Origin of the sequence: Tautonia marina, from assembly GCF_009177065.1 — a bacterium.
Lineage (GTDB): Bacteria > Planctomycetota > Planctomycetia > Isosphaerales > Isosphaeraceae > Tautonia > Tautonia marina.
Genome location: NZ_WEZF01000019.1, coordinates 19,117 through 45,070 on the forward strand (window position 1 = coordinate 19,117; position 25,954 = coordinate 45,070).

22 protein-coding genes are annotated in these 25,954 nt (G+C 64.2%); 17 read left to right on the forward strand and 5 right to left on the reverse strand.

Annotated elements, in window-relative coordinates:
- Positions 1-30 precede the first annotated feature (30 nt).
- The 9 genes from GA615_RS20525 to GA615_RS20565 all read left to right on the forward strand — a co-directional run bounded on the left by GA615_RS20525 (position 31) and on the right by GA615_RS20565 (position 9,720).
- On the forward strand, positions 31-942 hold the full coding sequence (locus GA615_RS20525) for a hypothetical protein (RefSeq protein WP_152053200.1): 912 nt from the start codon (positions 31-33) through the stop codon (positions 940-942).
- Positions 943-984: 42 nt separating this feature from the next.
- Positions 985-2,232, forward strand: a complete 1,248-nt coding sequence (locus GA615_RS20530; RefSeq protein WP_152053201.1) for a polysaccharide pyruvyl transferase family protein — start codon at positions 985-987, stop codon at positions 2,230-2,232.
- A 42-nt stretch (positions 2,233-2,274) separates the two neighbouring features.
- Positions 2,275-3,315 carry a capsular polysaccharide export protein, LipB/KpsS family gene (locus GA615_RS20535; RefSeq protein ID WP_152053202.1) on the forward strand — a complete coding sequence of 347 codons (1,041 nt, stop codon included), beginning with the start codon at positions 2,275-2,277 and terminating at the stop codon, positions 3,313-3,315.
- A 39-nt stretch (positions 3,316-3,354) separates the two neighbouring features.
- The gene (locus tag GA615_RS20540) at positions 3,355-4,614 is read left to right on the forward strand and encodes a glycosyltransferase family 1 protein (RefSeq protein ID WP_152053203.1); all 1,260 of its coding nucleotides are present in this window, start codon (positions 3,355-3,357) and stop codon (positions 4,612-4,614) included.
- Positions 4,611-5,813, forward strand: a complete 1,203-nt coding sequence (locus GA615_RS20545; RefSeq protein WP_152053204.1) for an acylneuraminate cytidylyltransferase — start codon at positions 4,611-4,613, stop codon at positions 5,811-5,813. Before GA615_RS20540 ends, GA615_RS20545 begins: the two co-directional genes overlap by 4 nt.
- Before the next feature lie 24 nt (positions 5,814-5,837).
- The gene (locus GA615_RS20550; RefSeq protein ID WP_152053205.1) at positions 5,838-6,746 is read left to right on the forward strand and encodes a sulfotransferase family protein; all 909 of its coding nucleotides are present in this window, start codon (positions 5,838-5,840) and stop codon (positions 6,744-6,746) included.
- Positions 6,747-6,755: 9 nt separating this feature from the next.
- Positions 6,756-7,640 carry an N-acetylneuraminate synthase family protein gene (locus GA615_RS20555; RefSeq protein WP_152053206.1) on the forward strand — a complete coding sequence of 295 codons (885 nt, stop codon included), beginning with the start codon at positions 6,756-6,758 and terminating at the stop codon, positions 7,638-7,640.
- Between the two features lie 243 nt (positions 7,641-7,883).
- Positions 7,884-9,353 (forward strand): DUF1501 domain-containing protein, encoded by a 1,470-nt coding sequence (locus GA615_RS20560; RefSeq protein ID WP_152053207.1) that lies wholly within the window; start codon positions 7,884-7,886, stop codon positions 9,351-9,353.
- Positions 9,354-9,474: 121 nt separating this feature from the next.
- Positions 9,475-9,720 carry a hypothetical protein gene (locus tag GA615_RS20565; RefSeq protein ID WP_152053208.1) on the forward strand — a complete coding sequence of 82 codons (246 nt, stop codon included), beginning with the start codon at positions 9,475-9,477 and terminating at the stop codon, positions 9,718-9,720.
- A 74-nt stretch (positions 9,721-9,794) separates the two neighbouring features.
- On the opposite strand, the gene GA615_RS20570 is transcribed toward GA615_RS20565, so the two are convergent.
- The 3 genes from GA615_RS20570 to GA615_RS20580 form a co-directional block, all read right to left on the reverse strand.
- On the reverse strand, positions 9,795-10,775 hold the full coding sequence (locus GA615_RS20570; RefSeq protein WP_152053209.1) for a DMT family transporter: 981 nt from the start codon (positions 10,773-10,775) through the stop codon (positions 9,795-9,797).
- Between the two features lie 125 nt (positions 10,776-10,900).
- Entirely contained in the window at positions 10,901-12,712 is a 1,812-nt protein-coding gene (locus tag GA615_RS20575; RefSeq protein WP_152053210.1) for an ATP-binding protein, read from the reverse strand.
- Positions 12,713-13,361: 649 nt separating this feature from the next.
- Positions 13,362-13,643: a hypothetical protein gene (locus GA615_RS20580; RefSeq protein ID WP_152053211.1), complete on the reverse strand. Its 282-nt coding sequence runs from the start codon at positions 13,641-13,643 to the stop codon at positions 13,362-13,364.
- A gap of 105 nt (positions 13,644-13,748) precedes the next feature.
- Between GA615_RS20580 and GA615_RS20585 the strand changes: the two genes are divergently transcribed.
- The 5 genes from GA615_RS20585 to GA615_RS27910 all read left to right on the forward strand — a co-directional run bounded on the left by GA615_RS20585 (position 13,749) and on the right by GA615_RS27910 (position 20,775).
- On the forward strand, positions 13,749-14,093 hold the full coding sequence (locus GA615_RS20585) for a transposase domain-containing protein (RefSeq protein ID WP_152053212.1): 345 nt from the start codon (positions 13,749-13,751) through the stop codon (positions 14,091-14,093).
- A 276-nt stretch (positions 14,094-14,369) separates the two neighbouring features.
- Positions 14,370-15,260 (forward strand): dienelactone hydrolase family protein, encoded by an 891-nt coding sequence (locus GA615_RS20590; RefSeq protein WP_152053213.1) that lies wholly within the window; start codon positions 14,370-14,372, stop codon positions 15,258-15,260.
- A 269-nt stretch (positions 15,261-15,529) separates the two neighbouring features.
- On the forward strand, positions 15,530-16,720 hold the full coding sequence (locus tag GA615_RS20595; protein ID WP_152053214.1) for an alpha/beta hydrolase family protein: 1,191 nt from the start codon (positions 15,530-15,532) through the stop codon (positions 16,718-16,720).
- Between the two features lie 200 nt (positions 16,721-16,920).
- Positions 16,921-17,904 carry an SMP-30/gluconolactonase/LRE family protein gene (locus tag GA615_RS20600; RefSeq protein WP_152053215.1) on the forward strand — a complete coding sequence of 328 codons (984 nt, stop codon included), beginning with the start codon at positions 16,921-16,923 and terminating at the stop codon, positions 17,902-17,904.
- A 303-nt stretch (positions 17,905-18,207) separates the two neighbouring features.
- Positions 18,208-20,775: a sialate O-acetylesterase gene (locus tag GA615_RS27910; protein WP_201750265.1), complete on the forward strand. Its 2,568-nt coding sequence runs from the start codon at positions 18,208-18,210 to the stop codon at positions 20,773-20,775.
- Between the two features lie 83 nt (positions 20,776-20,858).
- Here GA615_RS27910 and GA615_RS20610 read toward each other — a convergent pair whose 3' ends face one another.
- A complete protein-coding gene (locus tag GA615_RS20610; RefSeq protein ID WP_152053216.1) occupies positions 20,859-21,962 on the reverse strand; it encodes a cis-3-hydroxy-L-proline dehydratase in 1,104 nt (367 codons plus the stop codon).
- Positions 21,963-22,077: 115 nt separating this feature from the next.
- Between GA615_RS20610 and GA615_RS20615 the strand changes: the two genes are divergently transcribed.
- Entirely contained in the window at positions 22,078-23,073 is a 996-nt protein-coding gene (locus tag GA615_RS20615; RefSeq protein ID WP_152053217.1) for an ornithine cyclodeaminase family protein, read from the forward strand.
- 177 nt (positions 23,074-23,250) lie between these two features.
- Positions 23,251-24,207, forward strand: coding sequence for a DUF6599 family protein (locus GA615_RS20620; protein WP_152053218.1), 957 nt, complete (start codon positions 23,251-23,253; stop codon positions 24,205-24,207).
- Between the two features lie 189 nt (positions 24,208-24,396).
- On the opposite strand, the gene GA615_RS20625 is transcribed toward GA615_RS20620, so the two are convergent.
- The gene (locus GA615_RS20625) at positions 24,397-25,422 is read right to left on the reverse strand and encodes an aldo/keto reductase (protein ID WP_152053219.1); all 1,026 of its coding nucleotides are present in this window, start codon (positions 25,420-25,422) and stop codon (positions 24,397-24,399) included.
- A gap of 143 nt (positions 25,423-25,565) precedes the next feature.
- Between GA615_RS20625 and GA615_RS27610 the strand changes: the two genes are divergently transcribed.
- The gene (locus tag GA615_RS27610; RefSeq protein WP_161602461.1) at positions 25,566-25,790 is read left to right on the forward strand and encodes a hypothetical protein; all 225 of its coding nucleotides are present in this window, start codon (positions 25,566-25,568) and stop codon (positions 25,788-25,790) included.
- Positions 25,791-25,954 lie beyond the last annotated feature (164 nt).

The following is a 25,954-nucleotide window of genomic DNA, read 5'->3' on the forward strand; positions in this document are numbered from 1 at the left end:
AAAGAGCATCTTGGGAGCAAAGACCCACAAATGGTTAGGAACATTATCACGTCGATTAAAGGTTCTCGAAAGCTCCAGCGATGGAGAAAAACCGCGAACCGAGAAGCCTGGCAACTTCAGCGTGATAATCCGCTTGAAGTTCCGTTTCACATGAAGCCGATCGCTCGCCAATTCGCGCGTGATGGACTGGCGGTGTTCTCAATCACAAAGCTCACTGGAGGCAAAGAATTACTCGACGGCCTTCGCAAAGAGTTCCGGGAAGGTTGCCACCGGCTTGCCGACGAAATTGAATCCAAACAAAATGCCTTACTTTCACCACACGATGAGAAGGATGGAAGCAAAGGTTACATTGTTCAGTTTCGGCCTTGGGAGGACAGCCCTCAGTACCAAACAGCCCTTGGTCAATTGGCGCTTCACCCAGACATCATATCGCTTGTCAACCATTACTTTCATTTGTACTCAAAAGTAATGACACCTTCTTACTGGAATACACTTGTTTCCGGGTCGGCAACCCCACGATCAAGTCAGCAGTGGCATCGAGATTACGAAGACGTACAAGTCGTAAAAGCATTCGTGTATCTAAATGATGTAGATGATGGCAATGGGCCGTTCCACTACATGAGAAAGACTCACGCAGGAGTTGGCCGTTGGACGAACCCCAAAACGTGGCGTGACTCCGAGGGTGGCGTCCGGGCACATGAGGACGACCTTTTTCAGGTTTTCGACCCCCAGAGGTGCGAGAAGATTACGGGAACCGTCGGAACGATGTTCATTGCTGACACAAAAGGTTACCACCGGGGAGGTCTTGCTATCGATCGCACCAGAGAACTTGCGTTTACGAGTTACAAATCACCGATCTTTCAAGCAAAAGGTCTTTCCGCCCCTTTTGAAAACCTACCCGAGAATGTTCACCCGGCGATCCGATTTGCCGCCCAACCCTGACGAACTCTTTCACGCTAGCGCCCTCAACCCGCTGATCCATCCATGAACCTCCTCCTCGTCAACGACACCAGCACGAACCCGAACCTGGGATGCCAGGTGACGATGTTCATGCTCAACCGATTGGTGGAACGCCACTTTCCGGGAGCGAGTGTCGAACGGATCTTTCTTTCGACGATCAATCATCCGTTCACAGAGGATGAGCGTCGGGATCTGCTGCCGTCGGAGGTAACGACGATCGAGCAATCGGCCGACCGGATGATGAGGTCGCCGTTGCCGGTGCTGACTGATCTGGTCGAGAAGCTAAGGTGGGCCGACCTGGTGGTGATCAACGGCGAGGGGTCGGTGCTGGAGGATCAGGCGAACTCGCGGATGGTCCTCATGATTTGCGACCTGGCGTCGCGGCTCGGGGCCGAATGCCACCTGATCAACTTCACGGCGCACCTGTCGCGGCCTTCGGCCGTGGAACTGGCCCGGCATGCCTTTGGCCGCTGTGCCACGGTTAGTGTCCGCGAACCACTTTCATATCTGCTGGTCAAGAAGTTCTTCCCGGATGTTCGACTCTTTCCCGACATCGTCATCGGGGTCCGAGAGGAACTGATCGGCCAGCTCAACGGGTCGCAACTGCCCGAACCTTTGGTGATGATCGGGGGAGGATCGGCGACCATTCGGATGGAACGCCAGCCGGTTCCTGGGGGACGGAAGCATCGGCTTGGCCGGCTTCTCGGCCTTGAACGCAGCGCCGCGCCGATGGACCGGCTCCGGAGACGATTCGGTCGGATTGTGCGTCGGCTCGTGGCGCAAGGAGTCCACGTTCGCCTGATGGGATGGCCGCGCGATGAGTGGCTGGAAGACCTGGCGATCGATCCCAGGGCCGTGTATGAGGTGCCCGACTTCCGCCGCTATGTCGAGGTCGCGGGCCGATCGGTCGTGAACTTCACGGGCCGGCACCACGGAAACGTCATGAGTGCCTCGGCCGGTTGCCCATTCATCACGACGACGGCGAATTGCTTCAAGAACTACGGCGATGTGATGCTCTTCGGCTCTCCCGGCCCCGTGCTGGAGATGGAACGGCTGGACGACGCGGCGGCCCTGACGGCGATCGAGCAAACCCTCGCCGATCCGGAGGGCCACCGGGCCGAGGCCGAGCGACGCCGCGACGCCATTCTTCCCTTTACCGACGGAGCGCTCAGGAATATCGGCATGCGGATTGACGACGTGGTCGATGCCGGTCTCATCGAGGGAGTGTCGGGAGAGGCCGCCGCGAACTATGTTCAGCATATGACTCCCTGATCCCGTGCCACCAGACTTCGGAACAAGGATTGAAAATCATCCATGAACAAGAAGCTCGTTCTGCTCGCAACCGACCGCTACTCGATCAACATTAACGATTTCTACATGTTTTATCGGCGCACCGGCCATCAGATCGAGGCCCTGGTGCATCACACCAATTGCCCTGGGAAAAAGTGGTGGGCCGAAGGTCGATTTCCCGATCCGGCGCGGGAGAAGCTGCTCGATCCCCTCGACCTGGACCGTTTGAAGCTGGTTCCGTACACCGAGCCGGACGAGGTTCCCGGTCTGCTCGACGGTCTGGACTTCGACTACGTATGCATGGGGAACGGCAACGCCGAGGAACACCGAAGGGTCGTCGATCACATCGGGATCGATCGCTGCCTGTTCACCGAGTACGGGTGGCTTCCGTGGAGTAAGAACTTCTATATTTCTCGGGGAGGGTGCGGCGTTCGGTCGGAAATTCGGGACGTCGATGCCGCCACACTCGACCGCCAGCCGCTTCGTGAGGCGGAAGTGGAGGGGTTCCGGCGGACGCTCTCGAAGGGATGGCCGGTGCTCCGGCGGGGCTTTGTCTACGTGCCGTTGCAAAAGGATGTGAACGACTTCAAGTTCACCTTCTGCAATTTCCAGAACAACGTCGAGTTTCTCGACTTCATCCACGGGATTGTCCCCCCCGGGATGCGGATTGTCGTGAAGGAACACCCGCTTTACCGTCAGCATTACGACTATGCGAAATACGGCCGAGGTCGGTTCACGGACATCTCCGACAAGAAACTGAACAAGGCCATGCTGTACCGGAACATGGCCGCGATGATCTGCATTAACAGCACCTCGATTCTGGAGGCGCTGGCCTTTGGGGGAAAGGTCTTCGCTTATGGAGAAGACCTTTACATGAACAAGGATCTGGTGCATTTCCGGGTCACGGACTCCTCGGAGTTCGAACGGTTGCTGGGAATGGACCAGTCTCGGGAACGCTGCGATCGCTTCATCTCGCTGTTGATGGAGCGGCAGGTTGACCGTCGCCGTTGCCTGACCGAGGACCGCGATTACATCGAGGGCCATTACTGGAACCGGGCCATCTGACGCCCTCGCCACCCTCCAGGATCGAAACACACGAGCACCATGCCGATCAACGTCGTCTCCTTCTCGAATACTCCGCTTGCCGGCGCCCCGATCCGGATTAGCCGGGCCGTCGATCGGCACCCGGAGATTCGGGCGCGCCACGTGGACCTGAAGCGTTGGGGCATCTTCGACCACGACCACGTGCACGAGGAGGATCCGGAGCAGACCCTCGCGCTGGCCGAGCAGGCCGACGTGATCCAACTGTTCAACGCCGTGTCGGCCGACAGCCGAGACTTCGCCCCGGTCGACTTTCGTGCCCTGGAGCGTCGCGGCGCGCGGCTCGTCCGGATGTTTGAAAGCACGCCGATGATGGTGGCGAGCGTTGCGGGCGTGACGGTCGATGAGGTGCTTTCCGACCCGACGCCGAAGCTGGTCATCACGCAGTACCCCGAGCGGTTCTTCCCGACCGCCCGGGTCGTCCCGAACCTCGTGCCGGAAGACTCGCCCGCCTATCTGCCTCCGGACGAGGAGCCCGACCTCGACGTCGTCTTCAGCCCGAGCTGGGCCAGCAGCGCCTGGTGGGCTCGGTGGGATACCAAGGGAACACCGGAAACCGTCGCGATGCTCCAGCGCCTGGAGCGCCGAACGGGAGCCCGCACCGCCTTCATCCGCTCGCGACCGCTCAGCGAGGTCATGCAGTTGAAGCGGCGTTCTCGAATGATTATCGACGAATTGATCACAGGCAGCTATCATCTCTCGGGTCTGGAAGGGCTGAGCCTCGGTCGCGCCGTTTTGGCCTATCTCGACGAGCGAGCCGACCGGGTGCTTCGGGTCTTCTCCGGTTCCGAGCAATGCCCCTTCATTAACACTCGCCTCGAAGACGCCGGAGCGGTGTTGGAGTCGCTGCTGAAGCATCCCGACGAACTCGCCGAGTTGGGCAGGGAGTCGAGGGCCTGGCTGGAGCAGTACTGGTCGCAGGCCTGGCTCGTCGAGCAGCACTATCTGGCCGTCTATCGAGATCTGCTCGAATCTCCGGATCGGGTGACCCGACAGCCCGAGTTGTCGCTCGACGGCGGCGCCGAGCGGCTTCGCACGTTCGTCATTCCCGACGCAATCTACGCGGCCCGAGCCGAGGTGGGCCGGGAAGGAAACTCCCGCGTGATCCAGTCGGCCCGAGCCGTGCGTTCGTGGGCTCAAAAGGTCAAGCAAGCCCTCCGCCGACCGGCCGCTCGGCCATCTGCCTCCCAACCCGCGGCGACCCCGGACCGATCGGAACGACCGCCCGTCTCAAACCCTCGCGAAACGACCCAGGTATCATGACGACGCTGGCCATCATCCCCGCTCGCGGGGGCTCCAAGGGCATCCCCAGGAAGAATGTGCTGCCGGTTGGCGGCAAGCCGATGATCGGCTGGACGATCGAGGCGGCGCGCGCGGCGCGGAGCGTGAATCGCGTGGTCGTCTCAACGGATGATCCGGAGATCGCCGCGATTGCTCGCCGGTTCGGGGCCGAGGTGGTCGATCGGCCCGCGGAGCTGGCGGGGGACTCGGCATCGAGCGAGGCGGCGCTGCTGCATACGCTGGACGTGCTGCGGGATGGCGACGGGTACGAGCCGGATCGGCTCGTGTTCCTGCAGTGCACGTCGCCTCTGACGGCGGCTGAGGACATTGACGGGACCATCGCGGCGCTGGAACGAGACAAGGCCGATACGGCCCTGGCAGTGGTGCCGTTCCATTACTTCCTGTGGAAGCATGATGGGGGCGGCGACGGCGTCGGAATCAATCACGATAAGCGGACCCGACCGCTCAGGCAGGATCGAGAGCCGCAGTATCTGGAGTCGGGGGCCGTCTATGTGATGAAGGTTGCCGGCTTCCGCGAGGCGAAGCATCGGTTCTTCGGCAAGACGGCGCTTTACGAGATGCCTTCGGAACGTCGATGGGAAATCGACGATCCCGTGGATCTGGAAGTGGCCGAGGTTTTGCTGCGAGCCCGCTCGAAGGCCGAGAAGCAGTCGCTGCTGCCAGAGAAGCTCGATGTGCTGGTCTTCGATTTCGACGGCGTGTTCACCGATAATGGCGTGATCGTTCTCGGCGAAGGGCAGGAAGCGGTCGTCTGCAGCCGGGGAGACGGCATGGGTCTGGAACTCCTCCGCAAGGCCGGCTGGCCGATGGTGGTGATTTCGAAGGAGACGCACCCGGTCGTCTCGGCGCGGTGCGCGAAGCTGAAGATCGAATGCATCCAGGGAATCGAAGATAAGCTTCCGACCTTACGTCGATGGCTCGACGAGAGAGGGTTTGCCCTGGAGCGAACGCTTTATGTCGGCAACGACGTGAACGACCTGTCGTGCCTGACGGCCGTCGGATGTCCGGTGGCCGTGGCCGACGCCCACCCCGAGGCGCTCCGGGCGTCTCGGATCATCCTGGAATCACCGGGGGGCCGCGGAGCCCTTCGAGAACTGGCTGACCTTATCCTCAGTTCGGAGTCTGTCCGGCAAGCATCGCCCCCATCAAGCTCGAGTTGACTCTTATTGGAGTTCGCTTTTCTCATGAACAAACAAGAGCCCGATTCTTTAAAGTTTTTTTTCTGTATTGGATCGGAGAAAAGCGGGACTTCAATCCTGGCACGGGTGCTGGATCAGCACGCTGAGATTGCTTGTCTTTACGAGAGCTACCTGCTCGAACCGTATCACCAGAGCTGTCTGATCAATCCAGCCGGCACGAGGTGGGAGAAACAAGGATTTAACCAGCGAGCAATTCAGGGGTGGTGGAATCAGCTTCGTAAGGGAATGTATCCTTCCCGTCGTCGTCGCCTTTTAAATCGCCTGGTCGGTAAGCGAGGGACTCCGGCCGCCGTCGTTCGTCGGGTCATGACCGAAGTGTTCAGCGATTTCGCCCTTCGCACGAACGCCCGAATTGTCGGGGACAAATGGCCATTCTACATTGACCATCTCGAGTTGATCCTCGAAGCATTTCCAGACGCGAAGTTTATTTACAATGTCCGAGATCCGCGTGGCCTGTGGTCCTCAGGACAGAAATTCAAGGATCGTGGACGCGGTGATCATGTGCTCCAGGGAATGCTCAAACGGGACGCAAAAATTCAACCATTTCTGACGCGTTCTAATTTCCTCACAGTGAGATACGAGGATCTCATTGCCTCGCCTTCGGAAACTGCTCGGAAACTGTGGGGGTTCCTGGGAGCCGAATACAAGGAAGAATACCTCAATTATGATCCGGCCAGGGATCCCTACCCCCAGCGCTGGGGCTGGGTACCTGAGACCGTCAAACCTCTGAACCCCGAATCGACCGAGAAGTGGCGCACCCAAATGACTCCTGAGCAAATTGCTCGGGTCAACGAGATCAGCGGCGATTTCATTGCCCATTACCACTACGATTTGACCCCTGGAACCGGGCCCGTTCAGCCAACGGGTACCGAACACAACTCCTCAACACGTTGAGACTTCCACATGCCTAAGGTTGTTTCGATCGGCGGTCGGCCGGTTGGTGAAGGTCACCCCGTTTATGTCATTGCCGAGATCGGCCTGAACCACAACGGCGACATGAAGCTCGCCAAGCAACTGATCGACGCCGCCGCCCTGGCCGGTTGCGACGCCGTGAAGTTCCAGAAGCGCACGCCGGAGCTGTGCGTTCCTCCCGAGCAGCGCGACATCCGTCGCGATACCCCGTGGGGGGAAATGACCTACATGGAGTATCGCTACCGGGTCGAGTTCGGCAAGGACGAGTTTGCCGAGATCGACCGATACTGCAAGGACAAGGGGATCGCCTGGTTCGCCTCGTGCTGGGACGAGCCGTCGGTCGACTTCATCGAGCAGTTTGACCCCCCTTGCTACAAGATGGCCTCGGCGTCGTTGACCGACGATAGCCTGTTCAAGCACACGGTGGCTACGGGCAAGCCGATCATCCTTTCGACCGGCATGTCGACGATGGAGGAGATCGAGCACGCCGTTTCGCTCTGCAATCCCGAGAAGCTGGTCATCCTGCACGCAACCAGCACCTACCCGTGCAAGCCCGAGGAACTGAACCTGCGGGTCATTCCGGTGTTGCAGGCGAAGTTCGACGTTCCGATCGGGTACTCGGGCCACGAGGTCGGCCTTCAGACGACCCTGGCCGCGGTGAGCCTGGGGGCCTGCGTCGTCGAGCGGCACATCACCCTCGATCGCGCCATGTGGGGCAGCGACCAGGCCGCCTCGGTCGAACCCTCGGGCTTCCATCGGCTGGTCCGGGATATCCGGGTCATCGAGAAGGCCATGGGAGACGGGGTCAAGCGGGTCTACGAGAGCGAACTGCCGATCCAGAAGAAGCTCCGCCGCGTTGGCGCCGCGACCTCCTGATCGCGGCCGAAACCTCGCGGCCGGCAGTCGCAACCCGATCGGGACACGATCGCTCCCGAACCCTCTCACGCAACCGATTCTCCCGAGAGGCCAGGCAATGGCTTTCCGGTGGGATCGGTTACGTGGTCGTCTTCGGAGCGATGAGCCGTTTCACCGAGCGTTCAACTTTGGTATAACGGCCCAAGATCGGCCTCGATGCCGGCAAAGCCTCCGAATTGATCTTTTGGGATGGCGAGGACCGTCATGACCCGCATCGCATCGCGTCCCGGCATGCTCCAACACCCCTTGATCACTCGAAGGTATGCCCTTCAGGCAGGGGCGATCGGGTTGCTTGGCCTCGGCTCCTCGCACCTGAGGGCCTTGCGCGCGGCCGATGTGGTCGATCCTGCTTCTCAGGGAGAACGACCGGCTCGATCGGTCATCTTCATCTTCCTCTCGGGGGGTCTGGGTCAGCTCGACAGCTTCGACATGAAGCCGGAGGCCCCGGAAGAAATTCGCGGCGAATTTCAACCGATCGCCACGAGCGTGCCGGGCCTCTCGATCTGCGAGCATCTGCCGGAACTGGCGAAGCGGGCCCATCTTTGGTCGCTTGTCCGGTCCTTGACGCACCCGTACAACGAGCATTCCCAGGGACACATGGTCATGCTTTCCGGTCGGACCATGCTTCCGCCCGGATTCGACGCGACCCGTCCGAAGGCAACCGACTGGCCCTCCATCGCCTCCGTAGCCGGTGCCCTGACAGGGCCTCGCGGGAACTTGCCGCCGGCGGTCGTTTTGCCCGAACGGCTCATCCACAACTCCGGCCGCGTCATTCCCGGTCAGTTTGGCGGACAGATGGGGTCGAGGCGGGATCCGTGGTTCATCGAGTCGTCCCCCTTCGACAACACCTATTACGGCGCCTATCCCGAATACGGCTTCGACCATCAGGAACGAGGGCGTCCTGAGCCCAAGAAGGCCTTCCGAGCCCCGAGCCTTGACCTTCCCGAAGGACTCGACGGTGGCCGCTTGCGCAACCGCCTCGCCTTGCTCGGCCACGTGGACGGCATTCGCCGAGAACTAGACGCCGGGGCCGAAGCCTCCGCCTTCGACGACCATCGCTCCTCAGCCGTCGCCATGTTGACCGATCCCTCTGTTCGACAGGCGATCGACGTGGCCGACGCCCCGCAGGCCGAGCGGGATCGCTACGGCGACAACCTGTTCGGCTGGTCGCTCTTGATGGCCAAGCGGCTGGTTGCCTCGGGCGTCGATCTCGTTCAGGTGAACCTCGGGAACAATGAAACCTGGGACACCCACGGGAACGCCTTCCCCCATCTGAAGGACAAACTTTACCCTCCGACCGATCGCGCCGTCTCGGCCCTGCTCGACGATCTCCAGGCCGAAGGCTTGCTCGATTCGACCCTGGTTGTCATGGCCGGCGAGTTTGGCCGAACGCCTCGGATCTCGCACCTCGAAAAACACTACGAGCATCCAGGACGCGATCACTGGGGACGAGCGCAAAGCGTCTGGCTTGCGGGGGGTGGCATTCAGGGAGGCCGCGTCCTGGGAGCGACCGATCGGGTGGGGGGTGAGCCCGTCTCCGATCCTCAGCGCCCCGAGAATTTTGCCGCCACCATCTACCGGGCGCTCGGCCTTCCTTCGACCGCCGCCTGGAAAGACGAACAGGGCCGCCCTCACTTCATCTATCACGGCGATCCGTTCCCCGGCCTGACCTAATTCCGTCGGTCATTCCCTTCACCTTCAGCCAGACGCTCGAACCCGATCCGGTGCCCCGGGTGGGTGATCACGCCGAGTTGCTCAAGGTCGGCCCCCACACCGCCTCGGAAGGTCGTTTCAGATGAACGAACTCCACGACGACATGGGGCGCGGAAATCTTCGGAAGATTTGGTGGCTACTGACGATCGTCGCGGCCATCCTGCTCTGGTTCATCGCATCGTTTCTGCTGTACCGCTTCTGGTACGAGGACGACCTTCCGACACCAAAGACCTTGTTCAGCCCGTTGACCAACCTTGCCAATCTGTTTGGATGTCTGTTGCTTGCCTGGGTGATCATGCTTCCCTTCCGACCGAGAAGCGAACCCTGAATCACCTCGCACCAAACGCGACGATCGCTCACAAGTTCGGCACGGGATCCAACCGTTGCGGAGTTCCCCGAGGATCACTCGCCGGCAGAGGGAGCGGCGATCGGCAGGGCAGGGGAGGGTGTGGGATTGGCCTCCGGCTCCGGGGCGGTCGGCGATCGGGATGCCTGCTGCGGCAGGGCAACATCTCGCAGCCTTCGACGCGCCTGAGCCGTCATCAAGGCGGTCGGACCGAGCACGAATGCCATGCCGAGCAGGGTCATCGGGGTCAGCACGCGCCCCCAGACCCAGACATCAAAGCACATGGCGAAGGCGACCTGTGAGAGGCCGATCACCGCGACCCGAGTCGGAACCCCGAGCGCATAGGCTTTGGTCAGGCAAAACTGGCCAATCGTGCCCGAGACGGCCACCCCCAACAGGAGCAAGAGCGTGAGGGGATCGAGTCGCATCGTATGCAAGGCTCCGCTGGAGGATTGCACCAGCAACCAGCCCCCGGCGATCAGACTGGCGACCCCCGCGAAATGGGCAACGACCGCCCGCGTATCGACGTTACGAAGCCGGTGCAAACCCATCAGGGCCACCGCCGTCGTCAGCGAACTGGCAACCGCCACACCCACCGCCAGTGTGTCCCCTCCCAGGTGAGGGCGCTGAATGAACAACACACCGATCAGCCCACTGACCATCCCGCCCACTTCGATCATCGAGGGCACCCGGCGCAACCAGAGCGCCGAAAACACCACGATCCAGAGTGGATACATGCTCATGAGGGTAAGCGCGTCGGCGACCGGAAGAACCGACATCGCGTAAAAATTGCAGACCAGGCTCACACTCCCGGCAAGGCTGCGAATCCAGAGCGTCGGGGGCCGAAAGACCACCAGCCGAACGCCGGCCGAAACGGCCAGCATCCATGCCGAGCCGAGCATGAACAGCGCCCGGGTCAGGGCCACGATGAGCCAGTCGCATCGGGGACCCAACGCATGGGTCAACGCCCCCATGACCGCAAACGAGACCGCTCCGACAAGCATCCAGAGCGCAGACCGAAACGAATTGGCATCCATATAAGGTGTTGAGAAAAAGTTGAGGAAACAGAGGGAGGGAATCACGACGAGGCAAGCCGACTTCTGACAAGGAGGGATTCACGATCCATGCCCCAAACACCCCGATGCCACCTCCACCAGTGACATCAATGGGGTGGTGGAGAAGTCTCTGAGTGATTCGATCGAGGCGGGCCGAAGCGAGCAAGGGTGGCGAGCAGTTGAAGGCGATCGATCGGTTTCCCGAGGTATCCATCACAGCCCGATCGAAGATAGCGTTCGCGGTCTCCATCCATGACATTGGCCGTCAGGGCGACGATGGGTGTCCGGCAACCGATCGCGCGAAGCCGAGCGGCCGCGTCGAGTCCACCGAGATTTGGCATGAGCATATCCATGAGAATCACATGGTAGCCATTGCCTTCCGCTTCGGATCGCTCGACGGCGTCCACTGCTTCCGCGCCGTCGTTGACCACATCAAGGCAAACCCCGACCTGGCCCAGGATGCGACCGATTAGTCGCTGATTGCTCACGGTATCTTCCGCCAGCAAGACACGCAGCCCCTCAGGCAGTTCCGCCGCGTCTTCGGTGGTCGCATCGGGTGAAGCGGCCAACGTCGATCCTGAGGAAGGGTCTGAAGAAAGCCTTGGAATCCCATCGAGGTTGCCGGGATCGATGGTGACGCAGACCGTCGTTCCGGCCCCGGGAGTGCTGTTCACCTGAATGGTTCCGCCAAGCAACTCGACAAGCCGCCGACTGATCGCCAGTCCCAGCCCGGTGCTGCCTCGGGGGTCATCGCGACGGTCGAGCCGTCCGTAAGGAATGAACAAGCGATCAATCTCGTCCGGGGTCATGCCGATTCCCGTGTCGGCAACCTCGAATTCGATCAAGGGCCGAGGCTCCTCGTTCTCGGACTCGACCGAAACCAGCCGAACCGTGAGCTTCACCAGCCCACGATCCGTGTACTTGACCGAATTACTCACGAGGTTGACCAGCACTTGCTTGAGCCGAACGGCATCGGTGTCAATCCGTTCGGGGATGCTGCCCTCGAAGCCAACCTGCAACGCCAATCCCTTGCGGCGGGCGAGCACTCCGATGAGTGATTCCACCTCGGCGAGCACCCGCGGTAGTTCCACCGATCGCCGATTCACCTCCAGCCGGCCGGCCTCGATTCGGGAGAGATCGAGTACGTCGTTGACAATATCCAGCAGATGCTCGCCGTTCTCTCGGATAGTGCGCAGGGCATCGAGCCGAGCCGGCTCCTCTCCCGGCTGAACTTCGCGCAGGAGTTCGTCGGAATAACCGAGAATCGCCGTCATGGGCGTACGGATCTCGTGGCTCATCTGAGCCAGAAAATCACTCTTGGCTCGGTTTGCCGCCTCGGCCTCGGAGGTCAGTTCGGCGAGCCTGCGATTGGCCCGTTCGAGCGCATCGGCGTGTTCGGCAAGCTGGATCTGAGCGCGTGTCCGCTCCTCGATTTCCTTCGTCAACCGTTCGTTCAATCGCATGACGCCCGGTAATTCGAGAGCGCGAGGAACGATCGGAATCATGGCCACGACCGTCATCCACGAAGCTGCCGCGGTGATGGCCTTGGAAACGCCCAGCAGCCGATAGGCAGGCCACGAGAACATGGTGGCGTCAATCAGGTGCGTTATTCCGCACGTGAGAATAAAAATTCCAAAAAGATAAAAAACTTTATGAAACGGAACATCTTTTCGTCGCGTTACGAAGAACAGGAGTACACAAGGGATTGTCAGATATGCCCCCCAGATGGCCAGATCTGCTCCGATGTGAAGCCACCCCAGGGCCGGAGTCCATCCCGTTCCGCAATGCCATCGCGCGGGGAAACCAGAGGTGTCGAACAGGCGACCGAAGACGTCGATCATGAAAATGAACCGCAAGCGGTGAGTCGAACCGAAACGCAGCAGATCAACCGATCGGCCCCGGAGCATGGCGCTTGCCATGCAACCCTGACGGAGTCGTCCTTACGCGATCGCGGGGATTCCAGGCATTCTACGATGGCCCTAAACGGTCACCCAACCCAGGAACATTCCAGTGTACGCCCCGCCATTGAGCATGAACAGGGCAACCGCGCTCGATTAACGCTCGCATCGTCCGATCACCGTGAGTCCTTCTCGAAATTCAACCGATCAACACGCAATGGCCCAACCCCTGGCACCTTTCTTGGGCCACCGATCTCCCCTCCGACCGATTTCTCGCATTCGTTCAGGACTTGCCAAGACCGCTTCGAGAGAAAGTTCACCCCACACCCATGACTGGCCACAATCGGCCAAGGGTGAGTGTTCTTGTTATTGGTAGATGCTTGGGGCATCAGTTGATCGATTGCTCCCTGAAGGCATCCCATTGGCTCAGTTCACCTTCATACAACGCACACAGGTGGTATACGGCATTGGTATCGGCCCCGTCGCTGCCCCAGCGCATGCCGCGCTGGTTGAGTCGCTGGTAGACGACCGTCTTGCATACCGCTTCGATGCGAGCCGAGCCGATTGGCCAGCCCTCGGCCCGGTATCGCGGGTCGTCTATCCGGTGCAGGTTGTTGCGGAGGTCGCCGGTCGTCAGGCAGTGTTCCTCCCGGGTCGCGGGCGTTCGGCCTCACAGGTCCAACGCCTCCAACTCGCCAAGGATCGCGACGCCAGCCTCGTGCTTCATCCGGTGGCTCCAGCGATCCGTCAGGTCCGCGGCGGCGGGCGCGTCGACGCCGCAGTACGCCTTAGCCAGGTTGCCGAGGTGCTCGGCGGCGTGGTCGAAGTCCAGCATCCGCACGCCACAAGGGAAAAACACGTCCATGAGCGTGTCCAGCACGGCGCCGCCGTCGGTCAACGCCACCCACTGCTCCGCCTGGTCCATGCCGATCTGGGCCGCTTGCCGCCGCATCCGCGTCCCAGCTCGTCGAGGTCCATCAGCCCGGCCTGGTAGCGGGTCGCCGGTGGATGGGCTCCGGAGGTTGCGTCGCCGCGGTCGGGCCGGGGGTTGAAGAGCTTGCCCACCCAGGCCATCCGCCCGTCGGCCTTCGCCCCCGCGGCCCCTGGATGCCCAGGCCCGTGGCCTCGACGCTGGCATAGGCGACCGTCCGGCCGCGGGCGTCGCGATTCCAATGCCAAGCGACGGCCGTCCCGAGGGTGTGCCCCGCCTCCCAGAGCCCGCCGAGCCGCCGGGGGCCGGACCGCGGCGATCCTGCTGAGCGTCACGCAGCGTGCCCGGGCCTTCGGCCTGGAGCCGTGGTCGTATCTGCGCGACCTGCTCGGGCGGGTGAGCACGCACCCGGCGAGCTGGATTGCAGAGTTGCTCCCCGATCAGTGGCAACCGGGCTGCGAGCGGTCCTGAGTCCGTCAAACGCGGCCCCCGTCGCCAACGCATCCTGTCGTCCCCCTCGACGGCTCGTGCCGCCGCGATCCCGTCCGGTCCCCGCATCGACCAAGCCGCAATCGCATCGCTCCGTCAAGAACGAGCTCGGCCGATCGCTTACGCCGGGCTGACCTCCAGGCTCGAGGTGCCCAGCCCGGCTGCTTGCCGCACCGGTCTGCATCGGCGACAATCCCAGGGCCACCCAGACGGTTGCAACGCACCCGAGGACAGAGCACTTCGGCTGGAGGTAATCCCATGGACCGAGAACGAGCGCAGGACTTCGATCAGGGACTACTCGACCTCTACGACGATTATGCACACGGCCGCCTCGACCGCCGCGAGTTCGCTCGACGGGCGGCGGCCTTCGCCGTGGGCGGGCTCACTGCCGAGGCGCTGTTGGCACGGCTCAGCCCGAACTACGCGCTCGCGCAGCAGGTCGCCCCCGGCGACGAGCGGATCCACGTCGAGTATGCGACCTACGAGTCGCCCAGGGGCGGCGGGACGATTCGAGGGCTCCTCGCCCGCCCGCGGGCCGAGGACGCGACGTACCCGGCGGTCCTCGTCATCCACGAGAATCGCGGGCTGAACCCGTACATCGAGGACGTCGCGAGGCGGTTGGCGGTCCGCGGATTCCTGGCGCTCGCTCCGGACGCCCTGACCCCGCTCGGCGGCTATCCGGGGGATGACGACCAGGGTCGCGCGATGCAGGCGAGGCGCGACGCCGGCGAGATGACGGAGGACTTCATCGCGGGGGCCGAGTTCCTCAAGGCGCACCCGAAGTCGACCGGGAAGGTCGGCGCGGTCGGCTTCTGTTTCGGCGGGGGCATGGTCAATACGCTGGCCGTCCGCATCCCGGAGACGATCGCGGCGGCGGTCCCGTTCTACGGCCGCCAGCCCCGCGCGGAGGACGTTCCCGAAATCGTGGCCCCCCTCCTCATCCACTATGCGGGGCTGGACACCCGGATCAACGAGGGGTGGCCCGCCTTCGAGGAGGCGCTGAAGGCCTCGAACAAGGCATACGAGGCGCACATCTACCCGGACGTCAATCACGGGTTCCACAACGACACGACCCCGCGGTACGACAAGCAGGCCGCGGAGCTCGCCTGGGAACGGACGATCACGTTCTTCAAGGAGCATCTGGGCTGATCGCATCCGCCGGGTCCTCATAGGGCCGGGGACCATCGGCATCCGCGGGGCGGAATGCCTGTAGAGGTCCGCCTGCCTCCCCTGGGCAGACACCATCATCCTCCCCGCGAGCGAGCCCCGGAGGCGGAGCGAGCCGCCCGGGCTGACCTCCGACGCGAGCGTGTGGAGTCCCCGTGTGCGTATCCCATGAACCGTGCCGTCGGGTTCTGTTCCCGGCGAACGAGCGTATAGGAGCCGGCGTCACCCCTCCACCCAACCTTGAGCGAGTCATGCGACGATACTTCCCCGGCCTCCTGCTCGTGATGACCCTGCCGGCCGCAGCCGACGAGCGGTTCACCGGCCCCTGGCCCATGGATGAACTGAAGCGGGCGCCCGCCTCCAGCGTGTCGGAGCCCGACCCCGCGACCGGCCTGCGAGAGGTCTTCTACGAGAATGTCCCCCTCGACGGGAAGCCGGCACGGGTTTTTGCCTACTACGCCGTCCCCCGGACCGGCGAGGGGCCGTTCCCGGCCATGGTGCTCGTGCACGGAGGCGGCGGAAAGGCGTTCCCCGAGTGGGCGAGGCTCTGGGCGGATCGCGGCTACGCGGCGATCGCCATGGATTTGTCCGGCCGCGGGCCGGATGGGGAGCGGCTCCCCGACGGCGGCCCCGACCAGTCCGACGAGGAGAAGTTCCGCGATTTCGAGCCGGAGGAGGTCGGTCGGATGTGGTCCTACCACGCGGTCGCGGCGGCGGTCCGGGCCCACTCCTTCCTGGCCGCGCGCCCCGAGGTCGACAGGGACCGGATCGGGGTGACCGGGATCAGCTGGGGCGGCTACCTCACCTGCATCGTCGCGGGGATCGACGACCGGGTGAAGGTCGCCGTGCCGGTCTATGGATGCGGCTTCCTCGACGAGAACAGCGCCTGGATCCCGCGGTTCGAGGAGATGGGCGAGGCCAGGACGAGGCGCTGGTGCGATCTGTTCGACCCCTCGCGTTACCTGCCGGGCGTCAGCTGCCCGATCCTCTTCGTCAACGGCACGAACGACTTCGCCTACCCGCTGGACAGCTACCGGAAGTCCTACCGGCTCGTGGAGGGCCCGGTGGACCTGTGCATTACTGTCGGGATGCTGCACGGGCATCCGCAGGGGTGGGCCCCGGAGGAGATCGGCCTGTTTGTCGAAAGCATCCTGGAGGGCGGCACGCCGCCCCCTCGCCTGACCGCCCCCGAGATCGACGGCGGCAGCGGCCGCATCTCCGCTCGCGTCGCATCGAACCGCTCCTACGGGAAGGCGAAGCTCCATTACACCACCGACTCGGGCGCGTGGCAGGAGCGGAGCTGGTCGACGATCGACGCCGAGATCGGGGACTCCCGGGTCGAGGCCGAGCTGCCCAGAGAACGACCGATCGTGGCCTTCTTCACCGTCGAGGACGATCGCGGGGCCGTAGCGAGCAGCCCGCACGTGACGGCCGGGAAGTGACCCATGAGGCTTGGGGCGGGACGAGCCAGCCTGGCGGCTCGGTGGTGACGGGCCGGGAGGCGGCCGAGCGGGCGCAGGTCCAGGCTCGATGAGACGAACGCCGGCACCGACGAGGTCCGTATCGTCTCGCCCACGTCGGACGTAGAATGGCCTTCCCGGTCGAGCGAGGGGCCGATCCTCCACCCATTCCCGAGCAACCCATGCGTCTACCAGTTCGCGGCAGTCTCGCCCTCATCCTGCTCACCGCTTCGCCGGCCCATCCGGCCGACGGCATCCTGGCCCCGGGGGCCGAGCCCCAACTCCTGCAGGAGCGGGGCGCAGGAGAAGGCCCGGCATGGCACCCGAAGCTCGGACTGCTCACCAGCGGCGACGGCAGCATCTATCGCCGCGCCCTCGACGGCACGCTCTCGGTCTACCGGGAGGGAGCCGGGTCGAACGGCCTGGCGTTCGACCGCGAGGGGCGTTTGGTGATCTGCGAGGCCTCAGGCCGCCGCGTAACCCGACTGGAGGCCGACGGGACCCTGACCGTCCTCGCCGACCGGTTCGACGGACATCGCTTCAATCAGCCCAACGACCTGGTCCTCGACTCCCGGGGGCGGATCTACTTCTCCGACCCCTGCTACGGCGACCGCCGCGGCATGGAGATGGTGGACTCCCAGGGCCGCGAGGTCGAAGGGGTCTACCGAATCGACCCGGACGGCAGGATCAAGCGCGTCATCACGCACGAGGCGGACCGGCCGAACGGCCTGGCGATCTCCCCGGACGGCAAGTCGCTCTTCGTCGCCGACAACAACAACGACACGATCGGCGGCGCCCGGAAGCTCTGGCGGTTCGCCCTCCGGGACGACGGCGGGATCGAGCCCGCCAGCCGGACGCTCGTTTACGACTGGGGCGCGACGCGCGGGCCGGACGGGATGAAGTTCGACGTCGCCGGGCGCCTGTTCGTCGCCGCCGGGCTGAACCGTCAGAACCCGCCGTTCGAGACGCAGGAGGAGCCCACGGCCGGCATCTACGTCTTCTCCCCGGACGGCGAGTTGCTTGAATTGATCCCGATCCCTCGGGACGAATGCACCAACTGCGCCTTCGGCGGCGAGGACTTAAAGACGCTCTTCGTGACCGCGGGCGGCACGCTGTGGTCGGTTCGGCTGAACGAGCCCGGGCGCACGATCTGGAATGCCAGGTGATCCCCGGACGGGAGCAAGGTTCCCGATCAGACCGGCGCTCCGTCACCCGGCCCGCTGACCCCGGTGAACGATCAATCATGAGGCGGGCGTTTGACGTGTATCACGCTGCCGAGGGGAACCATGCGCCTTGAAAGAAGTGTTTCTTGCCGAAAGTGGGGGCGTTCCCGACACGCGATTCAGTCAATGGTTCTCGTGCGTTCGACATCGCAAGACTGACACGGTGGACGCTGGGGCGATTTCCGGGGAGGATGACACGAGACCGGGACGACACGTCCCTCTCGAAGACCCAGAGGTGGACACGCGATGAAACCGAATCCGCAGGTCATCCTGGCGGGGCTCCTCTCCCTGGCGATCTTGAACGGGCCGGTCCGGGCGGCGGAAGGGCCGGTCAAGGTCTTCATCCTCGCCGGGCAGTCCAATATGCAGGGCTTCGGGCAGATCGAGGCCAATCCGGATCGCAATGGCGGCCTGGGATCGCTCGAGTTCCTGGTGAAGAACCCGGCCACGGCGGAGCGGGTCGCGGCGCTTGTGGATGACTCCGGGCGGTGGCGTATCCGCGATGACGTGCGGATCTCCTACCTCGAGCGGAGCGGTCCCCTGACGGTCGGCTACGGGGTCCGACGAGAGACGATCGGCCCGGAGCTGGGTTTCGGCTGGACGGTGGGGGATGCGCTGGACGATCCGGTCCTGATCATCAAATGCGCCTGGGGCGGCAAGAGCCTCGCGGTCGACTTCCGGCCGCCCAGCGCGGGCAGGCCGCCGTATTCGCTCGGCGAGGAGGCCGATGAGGCCATCGCGGAAGACCCGGAGATTCTCGGCAAGTCCTACCGCGAGATGCTGGTCCTTACCAGGGAGGCGATCGGGAACCTCGAGGAGCTTGTACCCGGCAGTGACGGCCGCTACGTGCTCTCGGGCTTCGGCTGGCATCAGGGGTGGAACGATCGCATCAACGACGACTTCAACGCCGAGTATGAGAGCAACATGGCGCACTTCATCCAAGACGTCCGCAGGGACCTGGGTGCGCCGTCGTTGCCGTTCGTCATCGCCGAGACCGGGATGACAGGCCCGGACGAGACACATCCGCGGGCGCTGTCACTGATGCGGGCGCAGGCCGCCGTGGCCGAGCGTCCCGAGTTCCGGGGAAACGTCTCGTTCGTCGGCACGCGGTCGTTCTGGCGCCCGGAGGAACAATCGCCCAGCCGCCAGGGCTACCACTGGAATTCGAACGCCGAGACCTATTTCCTGATCGGCGAGGCGATGGGCGAGGCGATGCTGACGCTCGTCGAGCCGGGCGGCGGCCCGGTGCGGGAGGGTGAGATGTCGGGATACCTGATCGTCCCGACGGAACGGGTCCCCGAGTCGTTCGGAGGCGGCTTCTCAATGTACGTCGCCGCCTGGCCCCTGCTGCGGACCTACCCGGGGAATCGCTTCCAGTCGGGGCTGTTCGGCACGTGGATGTTCGCCCGGCTCGACGAGCCACCCCCGGAGAAGCTTTACTCCGACATCGAGGGCGGGCTGGGGTGGTGGCGCGATACCCGATTCGCCACGGAGACCCCGAAGTTCATCATGGGCGGCGTGGCCCCGAACTTTATTGAGTGGGCCAACGGTCCCGGCGCCGGCAAGGGGCGAGACTGGGACCGGCCGGCGGGGAAGTATGGCGTCGCCCAGCTGAGCCCCCGGCTGCTCTGGCCGCCCGACGGCCTGAATCTCAAACAGGGCACCCGCGGCGAACTCTTCGGATACGGCTATCTGCCCCTGCCGCTGACGACGGCCAGGGCCACGACCGACGGCAAGGACGTCCCGACCGGCGACCGTTCGTGGACGCTCTTCCTGAACACGAAGACCTTCAAAGGGCCGGTGGCCTTCTTCACCCCGTACTTCTGGTCGCACTCGACCGTCGATCAGCCACAATTCGCCGGGATGCTGCTCGACAGCCGCCCGTCCGATCCCAATCGGCACCTGCAGATGGAGACCCAGTACATCCCGGCATTCCTCTCCGACGGCAGCGACGGCGAGACGTACGCCCGCATCGCGCCGACCCGCTTTCCCCGGAGGACCGACGGCGAATCGTTGCTCGTGCATCGCATCATGTCTTACTCGGAGGGAGCGCTCTGGGACTCGGTGAAAGCGTGGTTCGAGGGCGGTCCCCCGGCCAGCGGCGTCATCGACCCTCAAGACGCCGTCGTGCATCCGTTCACAGGACGTGGCGGGGCGACTTGGCGAATCTACCCTGAGGGGACTCCGAGGGAAGATCGGATGCCCGTCGCGTGGGATGCGTTCGCAACCCCAACGGTGCTCGACGCGCAGACGTTCGGTTATCGATGGGACGCGAGGACCGTCGCCGGGGCCGACCCCGAGTCTGAGGCCCTGGTGACGCTCCCCGAGTATTTCCGCCTGGAGAATGACGGGGGCGACCGGAACTCGCGGTGGGTGCCGGTCCCTGCTGAAGACGTTCCGGAGGGGACGGGGTTGAAGCAGTTGCGATTCGACGGCGACCACGACGCGGCACCATCGGAGCCTTATGTCACTCCGGACGACGAGGTAAGCAGTTGGAAGAACCCCGGCCCCGTTGCGGGGCCGTTCCAGGTGAAACTCGGCGACGGCAGCGTCTTGACCTACTCCTGGTATCGCTTCGCCGACCAACCGGCACTGCTCAACGCGGGTCTGTCGGACGCGGAACGCGAGGCGATCCAGGTGCGCATTGAGCACTTGCATCGGCACTGGACGATCGATCACGACTACCTGCCGCCCCCCACGGTCGGGACACTGGCGGAACTCGATCCGGCCCTGATCGTGACGCCCCCCGAAGGGCTGGAAGTCGGCTACGTCCCGATCGTGACGCGACAAGAGTCGAGCACGCAGGGCCCATGATGGCCCCCGCCCGCTGAAGGACTCGTTCGACACCCGAGTACCCTGGTCGCGTCCAGGCGTCGTCCCTCCGGAGGGATCTCGGGCTACTCGACCACGAGGACCGGCTCGCCGAGGACGTCCATCCTCGGCGAAACGCCCAGGCCCGGCGCCTCCGAGGCGGCCATGCGGCCGTTGACCCGACGGGGGGCACCCTCGGCCGAGCTGACGGTCACGTAGCTGTTGAAGTCGGTTGAGGTGAAGAGGAACTCCGTCGGTGTGCTGTGGGCCAGGTGGGCGATCGCCGCGGTGATGATGTCGCCGCCCCAGCTGTCCTCGATCGTCATGGCGATGCCCATCGAGACGCAGAGATCTCGGGCCTGCCGGGCGCGGGTCAGGCCGCCGAACTTGCTGATCTTGATGTTTACCACGTCCATCGCCCGATCGCCGTGGGCCCGCAGGAGCAGTTCGAGGGAATCGACATTCTCGTCGAGCACGAAGGGATGGTCGCAATGGCGACGGACGGTCAGGCACTCGTCGTAGGAGCGGCAGGGCTGCTCGATGTAGACGTCCACATCGCGCACTGCGCGGACGACGCGGAGGGCGTCGTGCATCAACCAGCCCGTGTTGGCGTCGGCCACCAGCCGATCGCCGGGCTGGAGCTCGGCGGCCACGGCCCGAATCCGGGCGATGTCCACGTCGGGATCGCCGCCGACCTTCAGCTGGAAGCGGCGATAACCCTCGGCCCGATAGCCCGCCACCCGTTGGGCCATCGCCTCGGGGGCCTCCTGGGAGATGGCGCGATAGAGCACGAAGTCGTCGCCGTACCGGCCGCCCAGCAGGAGGCACACCGGGAGCCCGCAGGCCTGCCCGAGCAGATCCCAGCAGGCCATGTCGATGGCCGACTTGACGTAGGGGTGCCCCTGGAGCGCCGCGTCCATTCGGCGATTGAGCCGCTCAATCTGCCGGGGATCTTCTCCGAGCAGGTGCGGGCCAAACTCGGCGATTCCGGCGCGGGCCCCGTTGGCGTAGGCTGGGAGGTAGAAGGGGCCAAGCGGGCAGACCTCGCCGTGGCCCGTCAGGCCCTGATCGGTCTCGATCGCGACGATCGTGCTGTCGAAGACGGAGACCGACTTCCCGCCCGACCACTTGTAACTCCCCTCGTGGAGTGGGAGATCGACGCGGTAGGCTGAGATGCGGCGGATCTTCATGGTGAGGACACCTCGTCGGGCCGGGGCCCGCCCCGTGATTGCCGTCGGCCTCGGATGCCGAGCGAGAGTGGCATCGTAGTCCGGGCCTCCACCGATTCCAAGGGACTTCACGCCCATGCTCCTCCTCGACGCCGCCGACGTCCGCCGCGCCCTCCCGATGCGACAGGCCGTCGAGGCCATGAAGCGGGCCTTCGCCGCGCTGAGCGACGGCTCCGCCGTCGTCCCCCACCGGGCCGTCCTGCCCATCCCGCGGAACGCAGGCGTCAGCCTCGTCATGTCCTCGTTCCTCGACGCGGCCGATCGGCCTGACCAGGCGCTCGCGGTCAAGGTCGTCTCGCTCTTTGACGGGAATCGCGCACGAGGCCTGGCGCGGATCCAGGCCACGGTGCTGCTCATCGATCCCGAGACCGGACGGCTCGAGGCGCTCCTCGATGGTGCCGCGCTGACGGCGATCCGGACCGCCGCGGCCTCCGGTGCGGCGACCGACCTGCTCGCCCGCCCCGAATCCCGATCGCTGGCCATCCTCGGGGCGGGTGTCCAGGCACGCTCCCATGTCGAGGCCATCTGCTCGGTCCGGCCCATCGAGACGGTCGCGGTCTACAGCCCGACGCCGTCGAAGGTGGAGGAGCTGATCGAGGAGTTTGCCGGCCGGACCGACATCGAGGCCAGGTTCCTCGCAGCACGGTCCGCCTCGGAGGCGATCGCCGGGGCCGACATCCTCTGCACAACGACCACGTCCCGGACGCCCGTCTTCCGGGACGACGACGTTCGCCCGGGCACCCACATCAACGCCGTCGGCTCCTATGTCCCGGAAGTCGCCGAGGTGCCCCCCGAGACGGTCATCCGAGCCCGGGTCGTCGTCGACAGCCGCGAGGCGGCATGGATCGAGGCAGGAGACCTGATCCAACCGCTCCAAGCGGGCCGCATCGAGGCCGGTCATGTCGTCGCCGAACTCGGGGAGATCGTGCTGGGGCGGAAACCGGGACGCACGGGCCCCGATGAGGTCACCCTCTTCAAGTCGGTCGGGGTCGCCGTGCAAGACGCCTCCGCCGCCCGATTGGCCGTCGATAACGCCCGCAGGGAGGGGCTCGGTCGTCAACTCTCCTGGTAGTCCCCGCCGCGGAGTCCTCCATTGCCCGAGCTTCTGACGATCGCATTGCGATCGAGTTCCGACCTCGATCGGTCGCACCAATCCTGAGAGGCGGCCCGTCATTCCGGCGGTCGCAACGGCCGACTCCAATTTCCCCGACCTTGACGTTGAAACACCGATCCGAAAAAGGAGGATGCCATGATCCGATTGCTGGCCACGCTGCCGTTTGTCTTCCCCGTCTTCGTCACCGCCCAGGAGTTCGCCGGCTCCGGCGGGTACGACCCCGCCAGGATCACGCCGGAAATGAAGGCGGTGACCGAAACCATCGCCCAGGCGCTCGAGGGCCTCACGCCCGAAGGCTTCTCGCAAAAAAGCCTCGTCGAACGCTACACCGAGGTCAACCTGTACGACAAGATCAACGGCCGGTCCGAGCTGTTCCACGCCTACGACGTTACCGGCATGACCTTCGTCACCTTCGCCAGGGCGGACGACCCGGCTCAGTTCATCGACGTCTTCCTCTACGACATGACCACCCCCCTCGGCGCCTTCGGCATTGCTTCGGTCGAGCGCCCGCCCGGCAGCGAGTCCATCGCCATCGGCGACGGCGGCCACCGCAGCAAGGCTGATCTGTTCTTCCGGAAGGGCCAGTACTATGCGTCGATCCTGACATCCGGTGCCGACGAGGAGGTCCAGAAGGCCGCGTCGGTCCTGGCCGAGACGCTGGCGAAGCGCCTGAACAGCGAAGCGGCGGAACTCTGGGGGCTCGCCGTGCTCCCGGAGGAGCATCGGGTCGAAGAGACGGTCCAGTACGTCATGGTCGACGCCCTGGGCCTCGACTTTTTGTCCAATGTGTTCCTCGCCGAATACAACGACGGCGAGACCGAGTTCACCGCCTTCGTCGCACGGAGCAACTCCGCGGACGACGCCGCGGCCGTCCTGGCCCAGTACAAGGCCTACCTCGACGAATTCGGCGACATGCCCGAATCGGCCCAGATCGAAGGGGTGTCGGTCCTGGTTGCCGATGTGGGCGGCGGCTTTTTCGACGGCGTCTGCCAGGTTGGGGACGTCATCGCCGGCGTCACGGCGATCAACGACCGCGATGCGACCCTCAAGGCCATGACCTTCCTGCTCGAAAGACTAACCACCCCGAACTGACCGAGGGACCGTGCGGGGCCTTTTCGGCGAGGCCCCGCGTGCGATCGTCGAATCTGGCCACGACGTCGCCGATTCGAACCCGTTGAAGATTTCACAATCGTCGAGAGAACCGCGCAGGTCAGCGCGGGCTTCTATTCCATCCAACGCCGCCCAGGACGATCCCAGGGTGGCACGGCAGACTCAGGACGATCAGGCCGTGGCGAAGAGTTCCGCCGAGCGCTGAACGGCCACGATGTTCTCCTTGATCAGGGCCAGGTTCTGCATGTCGCTATTGACGACGTCGACGCCGTGGGCCAGGACGTAGGCGTAAGCCCGTTGCCAGGGCGAAAGCCCCGATTGCAGGACCTTCTCGCTGTAATGTCCGTCGAAGGCGTTCTCCTGTTCCTTGCCTCCCAGGTAGCGGGCCGCCTTCATTCCCACGAGGCCGATGCCGGCTTCGCGGGCACGCTGGAGGATGGGCTGGAGATCGACCATCGCCGGTGTCCCCTCCATGAGACGGAACGTGTGGTAGTCGTACCACCCGGCGGGGGTGATGGCGATCATGGCGAGGTCGTACCAGTCCGTCTCGATCATCGCCTCGAGCACGTGCTGCGCCTGATTGTGGGTACTCACGCCCCAATGGCCGACCTTCCCGGCCTGCTTTGCCTTCAGGAAGGCCTCGTGCAGCTCTTCGCAACGGATGACCGCAGGGTCGTTGACCTGCATCAGGTAGTAGGCGTCCACGTAGTCGGTACCGAGATCGGCGAGGCTCGCATCGAGCAGCCCCGACCAGTAATCGGCCAGGAACTTCCCTTGCGCGGCGGTCAACGGCTTGCCCGGCTCGTGTCCGTCGACGGGACGCAACGGTGCCTTGGACGTGACCCAGATCTCACCGCGATGCCTCGCGAGGAAGGGGGCGAAGGCCCGCTCGCTCCCTTTGTAGAAGACGTCCGATCCGAGATCGTAAAAGTTCACGCCCGCGTCGAACGCGACCTCGAGCAACCGCACACCCCTGCCGCCCACCAATGCCGCGCCGCCGCCGAAGACGAGGCGGCTGCACAGGAAATTCGTCCGGCCGAGCTTGCGGTACGGCATGCCGTCCCGCTCGTTGCGGTGAATCAGCCCGTCATCCTGCGAGTCCTTGGCCTGCGTCGTCGTCGCGACGGCCGCCGTGGCGGTGGCGGCGGCGGTGGACTTCATGAATGCCCGGCGGTTCATCTCGTGCGGCGCTGTCATGGTATTCTCCCTGCAGCTGTCCGAGCCCGGCGATGTTGCCCCCGACACTCTAGGCCGGGTGGGCGCGTGGCGTCAATCTTCGCGGCCTTCCTCCAAACAATTGCAGATAAACAGTTTGGTGAGGAGGATCGGGTATATCAAGCATGTGCGTCATCGAGATCCAATGCTTTCAGCAGGAGAAGCTGGCGGTGCTGTCTTTGGCCGAGCCGGGGCTCGATCCCTCGGCCCGGTTGCGGTTCCAGGAGCCGGCGACCCTGCCCTGCCTGGGGCAGCCACGAGCCCAGAACTCGGCCAATGACGACCAGGCATCGCCATCCCGAAAGCCGGCGTCTCGGGCCGGTGCCATGTCATTTCGACACTTTTTCTAAATGCCTTGCGGTGGGTCAAGGCGTCGGCCTGGCCCCCCGTTCGGCGTGCCGGAGTCGCTGCATTGCCACTTGGTGATGCGGACGTGTCGGCCCGACGACCTCGCAGGCCATCACACCGGAGCGAGCAGAGGCGTCGGTTGACCTGGTGAGGGCACCCCGAACTT

Coding starts and splice junctions, on each gene's coding strand:
- GA615_RS20535 (WP_152053202.1), top strand. CDS start 2,275: ATGAACAAGAAGCTCGTTCTGCTCGCAACCGACCGCTACTCGATCAAC.
- GA615_RS20540 (WP_152053203.1), top strand. CDS start 3,355: ATGCCGATCAACGTCGTCTCCTTCTCGAATACTCCGCTTGCCGGCGCC.
- GA615_RS20575 (WP_152053210.1), bottom strand. CDS start 12,712: ATGGCAAGCGCCATGCTCCGGGGCCGATCGGTTGATCTGCTGCGTTTC.
- GA615_RS20580 (WP_152053211.1), bottom strand. CDS start 13,643: ATGCGGCGGCAAGCGGCCCAGATCGGCATGGACCAGGCGGAGCAGTGG.
- GA615_RS20570 (WP_152053209.1), bottom strand. CDS start 10,775: ATGGATGCCAATTCGTTTCGGTCTGCGCTCTGGATGCTTGTCGGAGCG.
- GA615_RS20565 (WP_152053208.1), top strand. CDS start 9,475: ATGAACGAACTCCACGACGACATGGGGCGCGGAAATCTTCGGAAGATT.
- GA615_RS20545 (WP_152053204.1), top strand. CDS start 4,611: ATGACGACGCTGGCCATCATCCCCGCTCGCGGGGGCTCCAAGGGCATC.
- GA615_RS20595 (WP_152053214.1), top strand. CDS start 15,530: ATGCGACGATACTTCCCCGGCCTCCTGCTCGTGATGACCCTGCCGGCC.
- GA615_RS27910 (WP_201750265.1), top strand. CDS start 18,208: ATGAAACCGAATCCGCAGGTCATCCTGGCGGGGCTCCTCTCCCTGGCG.
- GA615_RS20615 (WP_152053217.1), top strand. CDS start 22,078: ATGCTCCTCCTCGACGCCGCCGACGTCCGCCGCGCCCTCCCGATGCGA.
- GA615_RS27610 (WP_161602461.1), top strand. CDS start 25,566: ATGTGCGTCATCGAGATCCAATGCTTTCAGCAGGAGAAGCTGGCGGTG.
- GA615_RS20560 (WP_152053207.1), top strand. CDS start 7,884: ATGACCCGCATCGCATCGCGTCCCGGCATGCTCCAACACCCCTTGATC.
- GA615_RS20550 (WP_152053205.1), top strand. CDS start 5,838: ATGAACAAACAAGAGCCCGATTCTTTAAAGTTTTTTTTCTGTATTGGA.
- GA615_RS20600 (WP_152053215.1), top strand. CDS start 16,921: ATGCGTCTACCAGTTCGCGGCAGTCTCGCCCTCATCCTGCTCACCGCT.
- GA615_RS20625 (WP_152053219.1), bottom strand. CDS start 25,422: ATGACAGCGCCGCACGAGATGAACCGCCGGGCATTCATGAAGTCCACC.
- GA615_RS20590 (WP_152053213.1), top strand. CDS start 14,370: ATGGACCGAGAACGAGCGCAGGACTTCGATCAGGGACTACTCGACCTC.
- GA615_RS20620 (WP_152053218.1), top strand. CDS start 23,251: ATGATCCGATTGCTGGCCACGCTGCCGTTTGTCTTCCCCGTCTTCGTC.
- GA615_RS20530 (WP_152053201.1), top strand. CDS start 985: ATGAACCTCCTCCTCGTCAACGACACCAGCACGAACCCGAACCTGGGA.
- GA615_RS20525 (WP_152053200.1), top strand. CDS start 31: ATGGTTAGGAACATTATCACGTCGATTAAAGGTTCTCGAAAGCTCCAG.
- GA615_RS20610 (WP_152053216.1), bottom strand. CDS start 21,962: ATGAAGATCCGCCGCATCTCAGCCTACCGCGTCGATCTCCCACTCCAC.
- GA615_RS20555 (WP_152053206.1), top strand. CDS start 6,756: ATGCCTAAGGTTGTTTCGATCGGCGGTCGGCCGGTTGGTGAAGGTCAC.